The 14650-nt window shown below is 71.4% G+C and carries 15 protein-coding genes; 8 read left to right on the top strand and 7 right to left on the bottom strand.

All coding sequences use genetic code 11. From position 1 onward, the window contains the following. Positions 1-114: 114 nt before the first annotated feature. From ABZ923_RS16550 to ABZ923_RS16540, 3 genes are read left to right on the top strand one after another with little or no spacing between them, the layout of a single operon-like run. A complete protein-coding gene (locus tag ABZ923_RS16550) occupies positions 115-2478 on the top strand; it encodes an RNA degradosome polyphosphate kinase (protein ID WP_361471537.1) in 2364 nt (787 codons plus the stop codon). Beyond that, positions 2459-3550 (top strand): CHAD domain-containing protein, encoded by a 1092-nt coding sequence (locus tag ABZ923_RS16545; RefSeq protein WP_361471536.1) that lies wholly within the window; start codon positions 2459-2461, stop codon positions 3548-3550. Before ABZ923_RS16550 ends, ABZ923_RS16545 begins: the two co-directional genes overlap by 20 nt. 17 nt (positions 3551-3567) lie before the next feature. Continuing rightward, complete coding sequence (locus ABZ923_RS16540; protein WP_361471535.1) at positions 3568-3981, top strand: NUDIX hydrolase; 414 nt, start codon at positions 3568-3570, stop codon at positions 3979-3981. A gap of 25 nt (positions 3982-4006) precedes the next feature. Here the strand turns inward: ABZ923_RS16540 and ABZ923_RS16535 are convergent, their stop codons facing one another. Continuing rightward, the gene (locus tag ABZ923_RS16535) at positions 4007-4192 is read right to left on the bottom strand and encodes a hypothetical protein (RefSeq protein WP_361471534.1); all 186 of its coding nucleotides are present in this window, start codon (positions 4190-4192) and stop codon (positions 4007-4009) included. 142 nt (positions 4193-4334) lie between these two features. Between ABZ923_RS16535 and ABZ923_RS16530 the strand changes: the two genes are divergently transcribed. Further along, positions 4335-5195 (top strand): hypothetical protein, encoded by an 861-nt coding sequence (locus ABZ923_RS16530; protein ID WP_361471532.1) that lies wholly within the window; start codon positions 4335-4337, stop codon positions 5193-5195. 116 nt (positions 5196-5311) lie between these two features. After that, positions 5312-5473, top strand: a complete 162-nt coding sequence (locus ABZ923_RS16525) for a hypothetical protein (RefSeq protein WP_199808307.1) — start codon at positions 5312-5314, stop codon at positions 5471-5473. 48 nt (positions 5474-5521) lie between these two features. Here ABZ923_RS16525 and ABZ923_RS16520 read toward each other — a convergent pair whose 3' ends face one another. Beyond that, positions 5522-5827 carry a metal-sensitive transcriptional regulator gene (locus tag ABZ923_RS16520; protein ID WP_361471530.1) on the bottom strand — a complete coding sequence of 102 codons (306 nt, stop codon included), beginning with the start codon at positions 5825-5827 and terminating at the stop codon, positions 5522-5524. A gap of 218 nt (positions 5828-6045) precedes the next feature. Here ABZ923_RS16520 and ABZ923_RS16515 point away from each other — a divergent pair, with 218 nt between their 5' ends. Together ABZ923_RS16515 and ABZ923_RS16510 are read left to right on the top strand one after the other, a co-directional pair. Next, positions 6046-6666 (top strand): DUF47 family protein, encoded by a 621-nt coding sequence (locus ABZ923_RS16515; protein ID WP_073901268.1) that lies wholly within the window; start codon positions 6046-6048, stop codon positions 6664-6666. A gap of 7 nt (positions 6667-6673) precedes the next feature. Further along, a complete protein-coding gene (locus ABZ923_RS16510; RefSeq protein WP_361471528.1) occupies positions 6674-7672 on the top strand; it encodes an inorganic phosphate transporter in 999 nt (332 codons plus the stop codon). 120 nt (positions 7673-7792) lie between these two features. On the opposite strand, the gene pstB is transcribed toward ABZ923_RS16510, so the two are convergent. The 4 genes from pstB to pstS form a co-directional block, all read right to left on the bottom strand. After that, on the bottom strand, positions 7793-8569 hold the full coding sequence (gene pstB / locus ABZ923_RS16505; RefSeq protein WP_361471526.1) for a phosphate ABC transporter ATP-binding protein PstB: 777 nt from the start codon (positions 8567-8569) through the stop codon (positions 7793-7795). Positions 8570-8617: 48 nt separating this feature from the next. Continuing rightward, positions 8618-9679 (bottom strand): phosphate ABC transporter permease PstA, encoded by a 1062-nt coding sequence (pstA, locus tag ABZ923_RS16500; protein ID WP_361471524.1) that lies wholly within the window; start codon positions 9677-9679, stop codon positions 8618-8620. Next, entirely contained in the window at positions 9676-10677 is a 1002-nt protein-coding gene (gene pstC, locus ABZ923_RS16495) for a phosphate ABC transporter permease subunit PstC (protein WP_361471522.1), read from the bottom strand. The genes pstA and pstC overlap by 4 nt, the downstream gene beginning before the upstream one ends. A gap of 115 nt (positions 10678-10792) precedes the next feature. After that, the gene (gene pstS / locus ABZ923_RS16490; protein ID WP_361471520.1) at positions 10793-11917 is read right to left on the bottom strand and encodes a phosphate ABC transporter substrate-binding protein PstS; all 1125 of its coding nucleotides are present in this window, start codon (positions 11915-11917) and stop codon (positions 10793-10795) included. A gap of 323 nt (positions 11918-12240) precedes the next feature. Between pstS and ABZ923_RS16485 the strand changes: the two genes are divergently transcribed. Continuing rightward, positions 12241-13806 carry an FAD-binding oxidoreductase gene (locus tag ABZ923_RS16485; protein WP_361471518.1) on the top strand — a complete coding sequence of 522 codons (1566 nt, stop codon included), beginning with the start codon at positions 12241-12243 and terminating at the stop codon, positions 13804-13806. A gap of 19 nt (positions 13807-13825) precedes the next feature. On the opposite strand, the gene ABZ923_RS16480 is transcribed toward ABZ923_RS16485, so the two are convergent. Next, entirely contained in the window at positions 13826-14560 is a 735-nt protein-coding gene (locus tag ABZ923_RS16480) for a hypothetical protein (protein ID WP_361471516.1), read from the bottom strand. Positions 14561-14650 lie beyond the last annotated feature (90 nt).

Below are 14650 nucleotides of genomic sequence, written 5' to 3'. Positions count from 1 at the left end.
CGGGGGGAGGGACGAACGGCGGCGGCACGGCGGACGCCCGTGGGCCGCCCCGGCATATCCCGCACGTCATGTCGCCGTAACCATCGATTCAGACGGGCTTGCGACGCTCGGCCAATGCAGCCCGCCGTGCCAGAGCCTTCGCCGCCCCCCGAGGGGCCCGTGCGGATCGGGGCCGCCACGCTCCCGCCCGCACGTTCCGACGCGCCTGTGTCGCCCGTCGCGCGGAAGAATGGGTTTATGAGTCAGCAAGACACCCAGGCAGCCGAGGTCCAGCACGCCCAGCCCTCCGTGGGCTCCATCGCCGCGCACCGCCAGCACGCCGTGTCGGCCGCGGTCTCCGATCTCGAACCCGACCTCGATGCCGACCTCGACGTCTACGAGGAGGCGCACGGCGAGGGCGCCCCCTTGCCCCAGGGCCGCTTCCTCGACCGGGAGCGCAGCTGGCTCGCCTTCAACGAGCGCGTCCTGGAGCTGGCCGAGGACCCGAACACCCCGCTGCTGGAACGCGCGAACTTCCTCGCGATCTTCGCCAGCAACCTGGACGAGTTCTTCATGGTCCGGGTGGCCGGCCTGAAGCGCCGCATCGCCACCGGCGTCGCCACCCGCTCCGCCTCCGGCCTCCAGCCGCGCGAGGTGCTGGAGATGATCTGGGCCCGCTCCCGCGAGCTGATGGCCCGGCACGCCGCCTGCTACCACGAGGACGTCGCCCCCGCACTCGCCGACGAGGGCATCCACCTGGTCCGCTGGTCGGAGCTGACCGAGAAGGAGCAGGCCCGCCTCTTCACACTGTTCCGGCACCAGATCTTCCCGGTCCTCACCCCGCTGGCCGTCGACCCCGCGCACCCCTTCCCGTACATCTCCGGCCTGTCCCTGAACCTGGCCGTCGTCGTGCGCAACCCGGTCAGCGGCCACAAGCACTTCGCGCGCGTGAAGGTGCCGCCGCTGCTGACCCGCTTCCTGGAGGCCTCCCCGGGCCGCTACGTCCCCATCGAGGACGTCATCGCGGCCCCCAACCACCTGGAAGAGCTGTTCCCGGGCATGGAGATCCTGGAGCACCACGCCTTCCGGATCACCCGCAACGAGGACCTGGAGGTCGAGGAGGACGACGCCGAGAACCTCCTGCAGGCCCTGGAGAAGGAGCTCATGCGGCGCCGCTTCGGGCCGCCCGTGCGCCTGGAGGTCGAGGAGTCCATCGACCGCGAGGTGCTGGACCTGCTGGTCCGCGAGCTGAAGATCTCCGAGGCCGAGGTCTACCCGCTGCCCGGCCCGCTCGACCTCACCGGCCTCTTCCGCATCCACGGCCTCGACCGGCCGGAGCTGAAGTACCCGAAGTTCGTCGCCGGCACCCACCGCGACCTCGCCGAGGTCGAGTCGGCCTCCCCGCCCGACATCTTCGCGGCCCTGCGCGCCCGGGACGTGCTCCTGCACCACCCGTACGACAGCTTCTCCACCTCCGTGCAGGCCTTCCTGGAGCAGGCGGCGGCCGACCCCGACGTCCTCGCCATCAAGCAGACCCTGTACCGCACCTCCGGCGACTCCCCCATAGTCGACGCGCTCATCGACGCCGCCGAGTCCGGCAAGCAGGTCCTCGTGCTGGTCGAGATCAAGGCCCGCTTCGACGAGCACGCCAACATCAAGTGGGCCCGCAAGCTGGAGGAGGCCGGCTGCCATGTCGTCTACGGCCTGGTCGGCCTGAAGACGCACTGCAAGCTGTCCCTGGTGGTCCGCCAGGAGGGCGACACCCTGCGCCGCTACAGCCACGTCGGCACCGGCAACTACCACCCGAAGACGGCCCGCCTGTACGAGGACCTCGGCCTGCTCACCGCCGACCCGCAGGTCGGCGCGGACCTCTCCGACCTGTTCAACCGGCTCTCCGGCTACTCGCGCCGCGAGACCTACCGGCGCCTGCTGGTGGCCCCCAAGTCCCTGCGCGACGGCCTGGTCGCGCGGATCGACAAGGAGGTTCAGCACCACCGTGCGGGCCGTCCGGCCTTCGTCCGCATCAAGGTCAACTCGATGGTCGACGAGGCGGTCATCGACGCGCTCTACCGGGCCTCCCAGGCGGGCGTGCCGGTCGACATCTGGGTGCGGGGCATCTGCGCCGTCCGCCCGGGCGTCACGGGCCTGTCGGAGAACATCCGGGTCCGCTCCATCCTCGGCCGCTTCCTGGAGCACTCCCGGGTCTTCGCCTTCGGCAACGGCGGCGAACCCGAGGTGTGGATCGGCAGCGCCGACATGATGCACCGCAACCTCGACCGCCGGATAGAGGCCCTGGTCCGGGTCGTCGACCCCGGCCACCGCGCAGCCCTCAACCGGCTGCTGGACACCGGCATGTCCGACAGCACCGCCTCCTGGCACCTCGGCCCGGACGGCGAGTGGACACGGCACGCGACCGACACGGACGGCCAGCCCCTGCGCAACGTCCAGGAGATGCTCATAGACGCCCGGAGGCGCCGGCGTGGCACAGCAACACCTTGACCCGACGGACCCCACGGCCGAGGCGGTGACCGGCGACTCCCTCGCGGACTACCTGCGCGCCCGGGCCACGGAGTTCCTCCGCGCCCTGCGCCTGCACCGGGAGGGCGGCGCGGAGGGGTCCGTCGACGCGGCCCGCGCGCTGCGCCGCTCGGCCCGCCGCATCAGCGGCAGCCTGCACACCTTCCGCCCGCTGCTCGACCCCGACTGGTCCGAGGAGATCCGCCCGGAACTGGCGTGGCTGTCGGGCACCCTGGGCCTGGAGCACGCCTACGAGGCGCGCCTGGAACGGCTGTTGCTGGCGCTGCACCGGCTGTCGGGTGCGGCCGCCTTCCCGGAGCAGGCCGCCGTGGCCGCGGGCCGCCGCGCCGCCGGGACGGCGCCCGTGCCGAGGAAGGCGGCGGGCCCCGCCGGCGGCCCGGCCGGCGCGACGGCGACCACGACGGAGCGCGGCAACCTGACCGTGGGCGCGGCGAAGGCGGGCGCCCTGCTGGAACGCCAGCTCACCCTGGCCCGGACGAGGGCCCACTCCACGGCGCTCCAGGCCCTCGGCTCCTCCCGCTTCCACGCCGTGGCCGACAAGGTCGCCGTACTCGCCAGCGAGGTCCCGCTCACCCCCGCCGCCCCCACCGCCGACCTGCACCCCCTGGCCGCCGCGGCCGAGGAGCGCCTCACGGACGCCGTCGCCGCGCTCCCGCTGGTCACCGCCGGCCACCCCTACAACGCCGAGGCCCTGGTCCACGGCCTGTCCCCGGACCCGTCCCCGCACCCCCAGGACGGCCCCTGGCACCAGGTCCGGCTGCTGCTGCGCCTGCACCGGTACGCCCGCGAGGTGCTGCTCGGCGCCCACTCCCCCACGGACGTACGGCTGCTGACGGCGGGCCAGGCGCTGAACCGGCACCGGGACGCCTCGGAGGCGGCCGCGGCGGCGGCCCAGGCGGCCCGCACCCCCCGGATCACCCCGGCGACGGCCTACGCGCTCGGGGTGCTCCACGCCGACCAGCGGCACGAGGTGGAGGCGGCCCGGTTCGCGTTCCAGCAGGCGTGGCAGAAGCAGACCGTCAACGCGCCCTGAACCCACGAGGAGGCGGTGTGGACGACACCGTGGTCCAAGCGGCCGGCTGTGTGCTGTGGCGCCGCTCGCCGGTCTCCGGCGACCTGGAGATCTGCCTGGTCCACCGGCCCAAGTACGACGACTGGTCCCACCCCAAGGGCAAGCTCGGCCGGGGTGAGGACCCGCTCGCCGGTGCCCTGCGCGAGGTCGCGGAGGAGACCGGGTACACGGCCGAGCCCGGCGCCGAGCTGCCCGACGTGCACTACTCGACGGGCGGCCGCCCGAAGCGGGTGCGGTACTGGGCGGCGGAGGCGGTTTCCGGCCACTTCACGCCGAACTCCGAGGTGGACCGCATCCTGTGGCTCTCCCCGGCCGCGGCCCGGTCCCGGCTCACCCAGCCCCGCGACGGCGACCTGGTGGACGCCCTTCTGCGGGCCCTGGAGCACCGGTAGCGGGCCCGCCGGGTCACCGGGACGGCTACGGGCCCTCCCGGTGCCCCTCCGCGTCCGCGCGGGCCTGGCTGCGGGCCCGGCGGGCGGGGCCGCGCCAGCCGCAACTGCACCGGGCCACACAGAAACGGCCCTGTTCGTTCGTGGTCGTGAGGTGTTCCTGCCCCGGCCGGGCACGTTCCGGCCCGTCCTGCGGTACCGCGGTGACTGCCACGCCGACCACGGTACCCAGCCTGCGCGGAATGGATTCGCCCGGATCCGCGGGCCCCGGCGGCGCGTGACGGCACCCCCTACCCGTCGTTAACCGGACGACAGGGGGGCCGTGACGGAGCACACCGGCTGGGGGTAGGCAGGCGATGGATCGGCGGCAGCACAGGTGCACGGGCGGGACGGCCGTCGCGGTGGGCATCCTCCTCGGCCTCGGCGCGGCCGCCACGGGCTGTTCCGGCAGCGGGGCCGCGGCCGAGGACGTCAAGGGCGCGGGCGACCCCGTCGGCGCCCTGCACCGGGCCGCCGACGCGCTGCGCGAGGCGGGCAGTTCCAAGGCCACCACCTCGATGGAGATGGCCACCGGCGGCACCCGGGTCACCATCCGCGGCAAGGGCGTCTACGACTACCGGCGCCGCCTCGGCCGGCTCACCGTGATGCTCCCCGAGGACCCCACGGGCGCCGCCGAGCACCGGCCCATCACGGAACTGCTCACCCCGGGGGCCCTGTTCATGAAGAACCGGGGCGCGGGCGTGCCCGCCGACAAATGGGTGCGGGTGGACACGGCGACGCTGTCCGACGGCAATCTGGTCACCGGCGGCGCGACCGACCCGTACGCGGCGGCCGAGGTGCTGCGCGGGACGCGGGAGGCCACCTTCGTCGGCCGGACCGAGGTCGCCGGCACGGCGGTACGGCACTACCGGGGCACCGCCGACCTCCGCCGCGCGTCCCGGTACGCGGCCGCCGGTGACAGGGCGGCCCTGGCGGCGGCGGCAAAAGGGTTCGCCGCGGCCCAGGTGCCGTTCGACGCCTACCTGGACGAGCAGGGCCGCATCCGCAAGCTGCGGCAGCGCTTCAGCTTCGTCAACGGCCGCGAGAAGACCTCCGTGGCGGTCGCCTCCACGCTGCTGCTGTACGACTTCGGCGTCCCCGCCGACGTGCGGCTGCCGCCCGCGGCGGACATCTACGCGGGGCGGATCGCCGAGGAGGACGCCGGCGGCGGGGCCTGAAACCGGCCAGTCACTAGTCCGGGACGCCACCCCGTAAGTAGCCCGTCCGTGCCATGCGCGGTGTGTAGACCGCTGCCTACCCTAGGGAGCGGGACGGCAGAGAAGAGGTGAGGCGGGTGGCTCCGGTCGGCGGCACGGCGGTTCAGGACCACGTGGCCCTCGCCGAGATCGAGCTGTGCGGGGAGCTGATCATCGCGGCCTCGGCCGCCGAGGACCGGCTCAGTCTGGAGAGCATCGACGCGGTGCTGCGCGTGGCCGAGGAGCGAAATCCGGACTGACCGGGATCCGGGCCGACCGGGATCCGGACCGCTCGGGATCCGTGCGGCTCAGCTCCGCAGCAGCCGGCCGATCGCCTTCGTGGCCTCCTCCACCTTCGCGTCGATCTCGTCACCGCCCTTGAGGGCCGCGTCCGCGACGCAGTGCCGCAGGTGCTCCTCCAGCAGTTGCAGCGCGAAGGACTGCAGCGCCTTGGTGGACGCGGAGACCTGCGTGAGTATGTCGATGCAGTACGTGTCCTCCTCCACCATCCGCTGCAGGCCGCGGATCTGCCCCTCGATCCGGCGCAGCCGCTTGAGGTGCTCGTCCTTCTGCTTGTGGTAACCGTGCGTGGCGCCGGCCTCGGTCGTCGTCATCGCGGGCCTCCGTCTCGGGACGAGCTCCGGACACAAAACAGGATAGATACCCCTCCTGGGTATATCGTAACGAACTTTCCGGGGTAGAGGGCCCTTCGTCCGCCCCCGTGCCGACCACTCTGCCCGATGGGCGACACTGGGATGCGGCCCGATAGCCGTGGCCGGATGATGCGCCTAGCATCAGCCTGACCGAAACCGAAGCACCCCGAGGACCCCACGTGCGCTTTCGTCTGACCCCCAGGGAGACGAGCTTCTACGACATGTTCGCCGCGTCCGCGGACAACATCGTCACCGGCTCGAAACTCCTGATGGAACTGCTCGGGGCGGACTCCTCCGCCCGGGCCGAGATCGCAGAGCGTATGCGGGCCGCGGAACACGCAGGTGACGACGCCACGCACGCGATCTTCCACCAGCTGAACTCCTCGTTCATCACGCCGTTCGACCGCGAGGACATCTACACCCTCGCCGGCTCCCTGGACGACATCATGGACTTCATGGAGGAGGCCGTCGACCTCGTCGTCCTCTACAACGTCGAGGAGCTCCCCAAGGGCGTCGAGCAGCAGATCGAGGTCCTGGCCCGGGCGGCCGAGCTGACGGCGGAGGCCATGCCGAACCTCCGCACCATGGACAACCTGACCGAGTACTGGATCGAGGTCAACCGGCTGGAGAACCAGGCCGACCAGATCCACCGCAAGCTGCTCGCGCACCTCTTCAACGGCAAGTACGACGCGATCGAGGTGCTGAAGCTCAAGCAGATCGTGGACGTCCTGGAAGAGGCGGCGGACGCTTTCGAGCACGTGGCGAACACGGTGGAGACCATCGCCGTCAAGGAGTCCTGAGGCGTCGATGGACACCTTCGCCCTGATCGTGACCATCGCGGTCGCGCTCTTCTTCACGTACACGAACGGTTTCCACGACTCGGCGAACGCGATCGCGACGTCGGTGTCGACGCGGGCGCTGACCCCGCGGGCGGCGCTCGCCATGGCCGCCGTGATGAACCTGGCCGGTGCCTTCCTGGGCTCCGGGGTCGCCAAGACCGTCAGCGAGGGCCTCATCGAGACCCCCCAGGGCTCGACCGGCATGGGGATCCTCTTCGCGGCCCTGGTCGGCGCGATCGTCTGGAACTTGGTCACCTGGTACTTCGGCCTGCCGTCCTCCTCCTCGCACGCGCTGTTCGGCGGCATGGTGGGCGCGGCGCTGGCCGGCGGTACGACCGTGATCTGGCACGGGGTCGTCCAGAAGGTCGTCATCCCGATGTTCGTGTCGCCGGTGGTGGGCCTGATCGTCGGCTACCTGGTCATGACGGCGATCCTGTGGCTCTTCCGCCGGGCCAACCCGCACAAGGCCAAGCGCGGCTTCCGGATCGCGCAGACCGTCTCGGCGGCCGGCATGGCGCTGGGCCACGGCCTCCAGGACGCCCAGAAGACGATGGGTGTCGTCGTCATGGCCCTGGTGATCTCCGGCCACGAGACCTACGGCGACCCGATCCCGGTCTGGGTCAAGATCGTCTGTGCGGTGATGCTGTCCCTCGGCACCTACGCCGGCGGCTGGCGCATCATGCGCACCCTGGGCCGCAAGATCATCGAGCTGGACCCGCCGCAGGGCTTCGCCGCGGAGACCACGGGCGCGTCGATCATGTTCACCACGGCGTTCCTCTTCAAGGCCCCCATCTCCACGACCCACGTGATCACCTCGGCCATCATGGGCGTCGGCGCCACCAAGCGCGTCAACGCCGTCCGCTGGGGTGTGGCCAAGAACATCGTCCTGGGCTGGTTCATCACCATGCCGGCCGCGGCCATGGTGGCCGCCCTGGCCTTCGGCCTGGTCAAACTGGTGGCCCTGTAGCCACCGCCGTGCGGCCGCCCTCCGGGCGAACGCAGTGGGCCCGCCCCCGGGAGCCGGGGGCGGGCCCTTTTGCGTCCTCGCGGTGGCACCGCCATGCAGCACCGCGAGGGGATCGTGGGATCAGCCGAAGCGGCCGGAGATGTAGTCCTCCGTGGCCTGGACGGACGGGTTGGAGAAGATCCGCTCGGTGTCGTCGATCTCGATCAGCCGGCCGGGCTGTCCGACCGCCGCCAGGTTGAAGAACGCCGTACGGTCCGAGACGCGCGCCGCCTGCTGCATGTTGTGCGTCACGATGACGATCGTGAACCGCTCCTTCAGCTCACCGATCAGGTCCTCGATGGCGAGGGTGGAGATCGGGTCGAGGGCGGAGCAGGGCTCGTCCATCAGCAGCACGTTCGGCTCGACGGCGATCGCCCGGGCGATGCACAGCCGCTGCTGCTGACCGCCGGACAGACCGGAGCCCGGCTTGTTCAGGCGGTCCTTCACCTCGTTCCAGAGGTTCGCGCCCTTGAGCGACTTCTCGACGATGTCCTCGAGCTCGCTCTTGCGGTAGCTGCCGTTCAGCCGCAGTCCCGCCGCCACGTTCTCGAAGATCGACATCGTGGGGAACGGGTTCGGCCGCTGGAAGACCATGCCGACCTCGCGGCGGACGGACACCGGGTCGATCCCGGTGCCGTACAGGTCCTCGTCGTCCAGCATCACCTTGCCCTCGACGCGGCCACCGGGCGTGACCTCGTGCATGCGGTTCAGGGTGCGCAGGAAGGTCGACTTGCCGCAGCCGGAGGGGCCGATGAACGCCGTCACCGACCGCGGTTCGACGGTCATCGAGATGTCCTCGATCGCCTTGTGGGAGCCGTAGTAGGCGGTGAGTCCGCTTACGTCGATGCGCTTGGCCATGTCTGCTTCACTTCCAGGGTTTCAAGCTCGGTCGCTGGTTGGCCGCGCTCAGCGACCGGTCTGCGGGGCCTTCCAGCGGGCGATCCCGCGGGCCACCAGGTTGAGGATCATCACGAAGGCGATCAGCGTCAGCGACGCCGCCCACGCGCGGTCGTACGCCGCACCGGAGCCCGCACTGTTGGCGAACTGCTGGTAGATGTACAGCGGCAGCGACGCCTGCGCGCCCTCGAAGGGGTTGTTGTTGATGAACGGGTTGCCGAACACCAGCAGCAGCACCGGCGCGGTCTCGCCGGCGATCCGGGCGACCGCCAGCATGATGCCGGTGGTGATACCGCCGATGGAGGTGGGCAGGACCACCTTGAGGATGGTGCGCCACTTCGGCACACCCAGTGCCAGGGACGCCTCGCGCAGCTCGTTCGGGACGAGCTTGAGCATCTCCTCGGTGGAGCGGACGACGACCGGCATCATCAGGATGGCCAGGGCCAGCGAACCGGCGAAGCCGAACGGCTGCATCTCGAAGATGAGCATCAGGCTGAGGATGAACAGACCCGCGACGATCGACGGGATACCCGTCATGACGTCGACGAAGAACGTGACGGCCTTGGCGAGCCGGCCGCGGCCGTACTCGACCAGGTAGATCGCGGTGAGCACACCGATCGGGGCGCCGATGAGGGTGGCGAGGCCGACCTGCTCCAGGCTGCCGATGATGGCGTGGTAGATGCCGCCGCCGGGCTCGGTGTCGGCGACGACACCCATCGAGTGGGTCAGGAAGTAGCCGTCGAGGACCTTCACACCGCGCGCGACGGTCACCCAGATCAGGGAGACCAGCGGCACCACGGCGAGCAGGAAGGCGACCCAGACGAGGCTGGTCGCGACGCGGTCCTTGGCCTGGCGGCGGCCCTCGACGCGCGCGGCGACGCCGTAGGTGCCGAGGACGAAGAGGACGGCGGCGATCAGACCCCACTGGATCTTGCTGTCCAGGCCGGCGGCCAGGCTGATGCCGATGCCCAGGGCGAGCGAACCGGCGGCGATGGCCCACGGCGTCCACCGGGGCAGGCTGGCGGCGCGCAGCGTGCTGGGCCGCTTGTCGGTGACGGCTGCGGTGCTCATGCGTTGGCCCCCGAGTACTCCGCGCGGCGGGCGATGATCAGCCGGGCCGCGCCGTTGACCAGCAGGGTGATGACGAACAGGACGAGACCGGAGGCGATCAGCGCGTCCCGGCCGAACTCGTTCGCCTCGCTGAACTTGCTGGCGATGTTCTGGGCGAAGGTGCCGCCGCCCGGGTTGAGCAGGCTGGCCTGGATGTCGAAGGACGGCGAGAGCACGGTGGCGACGGCCATCGTCTCGCCGAGCGCGCGGCCGAGGCCGAGCATGGAGGCGGAGATCACGCCGGAACGGCCGAAGGGCAGCACGGACATGCGGACGACCTCCCAGCGGGTGGCGCCGAGGGCCAGGGCGGCCTCCTCGTGCATCCGCGGGACCTGGCGGAAGACCTCGCGGCTCACGTTGGTGATGATCGGCAGGATCATGATCGCGAGCAGGATGCCGACGGTGAGCATCGAGCGCGGCGCGCCCTGGTCCCAGGAGAAGACGCCGGTCCAGCCGAAGAAGTCGTCGAGCCAGCCGTACAGGCCGTTCATGTGCGGGACGAGCACGAGGGCGCCCCACAGGCCGTACACGATGGACGGTACGGCGGCGAGCAGGTCGATCACGTAGGCGACCGGGGCGGACATGCGGCGCGGGGCGTAGTGCGTGATGAACAGCGCGATGGCCACCGCGACCGGGACCGCGATGGCCATGGCGATGACCGAGGAGACGATCGTGCCGAAGACCAGGACCGCGATGCCGAACTTCGGTTCGAGGACGTTGGTGTTCCACTCGAACGAGGTCAGGAAGTTCGCGTGGTCCTTGCTGATCGCGAGGGCGGCGCGGTAGGTGAGGAAGACCGCGATGGCGGCCATGATCGCCAGCAGCAGGATGCCGGAGCCTCGGGACAGGCCGAGGAAGATGCGGTCACCGGGGCGGGTGGCGCCACGGGCCGCGCGCTTCTGCTCGGCGACCGTGGGCTGGGCGGGGGGAGGTACGTCTGTTGTCGTCGATATGTCCATCGGGTTCTCCGGTCTGCGGAGCCGGGCCCCGCGAAGGGGCGCCGGCTCGTGGCGGCGGTGCACCGGACGGTGCGGCCCGGCCCTGTCGGGTACCGGACCGCACTTGCGGATCAGGTCAGCTCAGGCCCTCGATGGTGGTGCGGACCTTGGCGATGATCTCGTCGGGCACCGGCGCGTAGCCGATGCTCGGGAGGATCTTCTGGCCGTCCTCGCTCGCGATGTAGCGCAGGAAGGCCTTGGTGGCGGGCAGGGTGTCGGCCTTGTTGCCCTTGTCGCAGACGATCTCGTAGGTGACCAGGGTGATCGGGTAGGCACCCTCGGCCTTGGTCTTGTAGTCGAGCTTCAGCGAGAGGTCCTTGCCGGTGCCGACGACCTGCGCGGCGGCGATGTCGGCGGTGGCGCTCTCGGAGCTGGGGGCGACCGGCTTGCTGGCACCGGTGTTGATGGACACGGCCTTGAGGCCGTCCTTGACGTAGGACAGCTCGAAGTAGCCGATGGCGCCGGAGGTCTGCTTCACCTGCTGGGCCACACCCGCGGACTGCGGGGCGGACTGGCCGCCCTTGGCCTGCCAGGCCTTGCCGCCGGAGTACTTCCAGTTGTCCGGGGTGGTGGCGATCAGGTACTTGGTGAAGTTGTCCGTGGTGCCGGACTCGTCCGAGCGGTGGAACGCCTGGATCTTCAGGTCCGGCAGCTTCACGCCCTTGTTGAGGGCGGCGATCGCCGGGTCGTTCCACTTGGTGATCTTGCTGTCGAAGATCTTGGCGATGGTCGGGGCGTCCAGGACCAGGTTGTCGACGCCCGGGACGTTGTAGCCGAGAGCGATCGGGCCGCCGACCATCGGCAGGTCGATGCCCTGACCGCCCTTGCAGACGCTCTTGGAGGCGGTGACCTCTTCGGGCTTCAGCGCCGAGTCGGAGCCGGCGAAGGCGACCTGGCCCTGCGTGAACGCGGTGACACCGGCACCGGAGCCGCCGCCCTTGTAGTTGATCTGCACACCGCAGGCCTGGGAGAAGGCCTTCACCCAGGCGTCGATCGCGTTCTTCTGCGCGGAGGAGCCGTCTGCGAGCAGCTGACCCTTGGCGTCGTCGCACTTGACCGAGCCGGCCTTGGCCGAGGTCGACGGGTTGCCCGAGCCGTTGCCGTTGTCGTCGGAGCCGCACGCCGTCAGGGCCAGGGCGCCGGAGACGGCGACAGCACCGAGGGAGAGGGCGCGCAGCCGGTTCTTGCGCTGAAGCTTCACTTTCGGGAGTTCCTTCCAGGAGCCGCCGCTGTCGGCGGCGCGCGAGGTCGTAGAGGTGCCCTGAGCGCCTTCATGGCCGCACTCAGCACCCGGTACGGCCGAAATTAGGCAGAACAGGTGAAGCCGCCGATGGCCGGAAGTGAACGGAGGGTGAACCCCTGCCGTCAGCCCGGTGAGGTCACGGAATGCTTACGGGGAGGGCACGTGGAGGTTCCGACGACCGGGTTGCACGCACGCGCATTCGACGCTCTTCACCCGGTCGGGGGAACCCCGCGCCGCGATGAGTCGTCTCGTTCCACGACAGCCGAGGAAAGGCGACGGACATGGAACGGCGTACGTTCATCTCGGGTGGCGCGGCCGCCCTCGCGACGACCGCGCTGACCGCGTGCGGTGCGGGCGGCTCCTCCGCCCCCGCGGCGGCGCCCCCCGGTACGCCGCGCGCCTCCTCGCTGACGACCCTGCGGACCACCGGCGCGAGCGCCGCCGCGAACTGGGCGGCCCTCGCCCGTGACCTCGACGGCACCCTCGTACGGCCCGGCGACGCGTCCTGGAAGACCGCCCACCAGCTGTACAACACGCGCTTCGACGGACTGAAACCGGCCGCGGTGGCCTACGTGGCGCACGCCGCCGACATCCGTACGACCCTCGCGTACGCCCACGCCCACCGCCTCAAGGTGTCGATCCGCAACGGCGGCCACTCCTACGCCGGCTACTCCTCCGGCGACAACCGGCTGATCGTCGACGTGTCCAAGCTGAACCGGGTCCGGGCCGCCGGCGGCCAGGCCGTCGTCGGTGCCGGCGCCAAGCTGATCGACGTCTACCGCGCGCTGGCCGCGAAGGGCGTGACCATACCGGCGGGCTCCTGCCCCACCGTCGGCGTCTCCGGCCTGGTGCTCGGCGGCGGCCACGGCGTCGCCTCCCGCGCCTACGGCCTGACCTGCGACAGCCTCACCCAGGCCACCCTGATCACCGCGGACGGCACCCAGGTCACCGCCGACGCCACGCACCACTCCGACCTGTTCTGGGCGCTGCGCGGCGCCGGGAACGGCAACTTCGGCGTCGTCACCGAGCTGCACTTCAAGACCCACGCGGCGCCTCAAGCCGTCACCGCCTACATGACCTGGCCGTGGTCCAAGGCCGCCAAGGTACTGAAGGCCTGGCAGGAGTGGGGCCCGAGCCAGCCCGACGAGATCTGGTCCTCCCTGCACCTGGCGTGCTCCCCGGGCCGCACCCCGACCATCTCCGTGGCCTGCTTCTCCCTGGGCACCTACGGCGAACTGCAGAACGCCGTGGACCGCCTGGCCCACCAGGCCGGCGCCGACGCCGCCTCCGTCTCCCTGCGCCGCCGGGGCTACGAGCAGGCCATGGAGATCTACGCCGGCTGCTCCTCCTTCGCCACCGACGCCCAGTGCCACCTGCCCGGCTCCACCCCGGGCCGCTCCCCGCAGGGCAGGCTCGGCCGGGAGACGTACGCGGCCCGCTCCGACTTCTTCGACCGCTCGCTGTCCGCAGCCGGCATCCAGACCGTGCTGAAGCAGATCGCCTCGGTGCGCGGCGGCGGGGGCAGCATCGCGTTCACGGCGCTCGGCGGCGCGGTCAACCGGGTCTCGCCGACCGCCACGGCCTTCGTCCACCGCCGCTCGCGGATGCTGGCCCAGTACATCGCCTCCTGGGGCGCGGGGTCCTCCGGCAGCACGGCCCAGTCCTGGCTGACCTCCGCCCACGACGCGATGAAGCCGTACGCCTCGGGCGCCGCCTACCAGAACTACACCGACCCGACGCTGAAGGACTGGAAGAAGGCGTACTACGGGGACGCGGCGGCCCGGCTGGGCAAGGTGAAGCAGCAGTACGACCCGCAGCGGTTCTTCTCCTACGCGCAGGGGCTGTAGCGGCGGGGAGCCGCCGCCGTCAGCAGTGGCAGAGCACGTCGACCACGACGGCCTCCGGGTCGAGGTGTTCCAGCTGCTCGTCGGCCCACTCCCGGTAGCCCTCGCTGCCGGCGTCCCGCCAGCGGCCGTCCAACGTGACCAGGGCGTACCCCGCGAGGGCGGTGCGCAGCGCCCGCTCGCGGGCCGCCGCGTGGTCCCGGGCGAACCAGGCGACCGGGTCGGTGGTCAGGAACGACGTACCGAAGTGCGGATCGCCGGCCACCGCCCGCCGCGCCACCTCCTGCACCAGGGGCTGGAGCAGGTGCTCCTTCTCGGCCCGGGCCAGCGGATAGCCGTCCGGGTCGGCCTCGTGCCGGGCGACGAACTCGGCGAGCGGACGGGCCGGCGGGTGCGCCGCGACCAGTTCCTCCCAGGCGGCACGCAGCTCGTCGTACCCCCGCACCGCCCGCTGCCGCATGGCGTCGAAGTCGAGCAGGCCGCGGGGACCGCCGTGGCACTCCAGCGGGCCGAGCGGGGCGAGACCGGCCCGGGGGACGGTGGCGGACGTCAGGAGGCGGGGGTCGCCGTCGTGCGCGGGCCGGACGAGGTACGGACTCGCGCGGTGCACCCCGAGCATCCACCCGTCCCATTCGCCGACCGGGTTCCAGTCGTCCGTGGCGTTCATGTCGTACGGCGCCAGCGCCACGGCTATGGCGTCCGGCACCCGGTGGGGCGGGGTGGGCGGCAGGCACACCGTGGCGAAGAACTTGCTCATGCGCGGGAGGGTACGGCCCGGCCGCCCGGCCGCGCCCCGGATTTCCCGGGCCGCCCTAGGTCGTGTCCGCAAAGTCCCTCCGTCCGCCCG

Origin of the sequence: Streptomyces sp. NPDC046881 (genome assembly GCF_040645015.1) — a bacterium.
Classification (GTDB): Bacteria; Actinomycetota; Actinomycetes; order Streptomycetales; family Streptomycetaceae; genus Streptomyces.
Note: the sequence above shows the minus strand (reverse complement) of the source record. Positions and strands in the feature narration are given on the sequence as shown.

Bases quoted from the DNA above. Each gene is read 5' to 3' on its own strand.
- ABZ923_RS16550 (WP_361471537.1), top strand. From the start codon at position 115: ATGCAGCCCGCCGTGCCAGAGCCTTCGCCGCCCCCCGAGGGGCCCGTG.
- ABZ923_RS16530 (WP_361471532.1), top strand. From the start codon at position 4,335: ATGGATCGGCGGCAGCACAGGTGCACGGGCGGGACGGCCGTCGCGGTG.
- ABZ923_RS16520 (WP_361471530.1), bottom strand. From the start codon at position 5,827: ATGACGACGACCGAGGCCGGCGCCACGCACGGTTACCACAAGCAGAAG.
- ABZ923_RS16510 (WP_361471528.1), top strand. From the start codon at position 6,674: ATGGACACCTTCGCCCTGATCGTGACCATCGCGGTCGCGCTCTTCTTC.
- pstB (WP_361471526.1), bottom strand. From the start codon at position 8,569: ATGGCCAAGCGCATCGACGTAAGCGGACTCACCGCCTACTACGGCTCC.
- pstA (WP_361471524.1), bottom strand. From the start codon at position 9,679: ATGAGCACCGCAGCCGTCACCGACAAGCGGCCCAGCACGCTGCGCGCC.
- pstC (WP_361471522.1), bottom strand. From the start codon at position 10,677: ATGGACATATCGACGACAACAGACGTACCTCCCCCCGCCCAGCCCACG.
- ABZ923_RS16485 (WP_361471518.1), top strand. From the start codon at position 12,241: ATGGAACGGCGTACGTTCATCTCGGGTGGCGCGGCCGCCCTCGCGACG.
- ABZ923_RS16480 (WP_361471516.1), bottom strand. From the start codon at position 14,560: ATGAGCAAGTTCTTCGCCACGGTGTGCCTGCCGCCCACCCCGCCCCAC.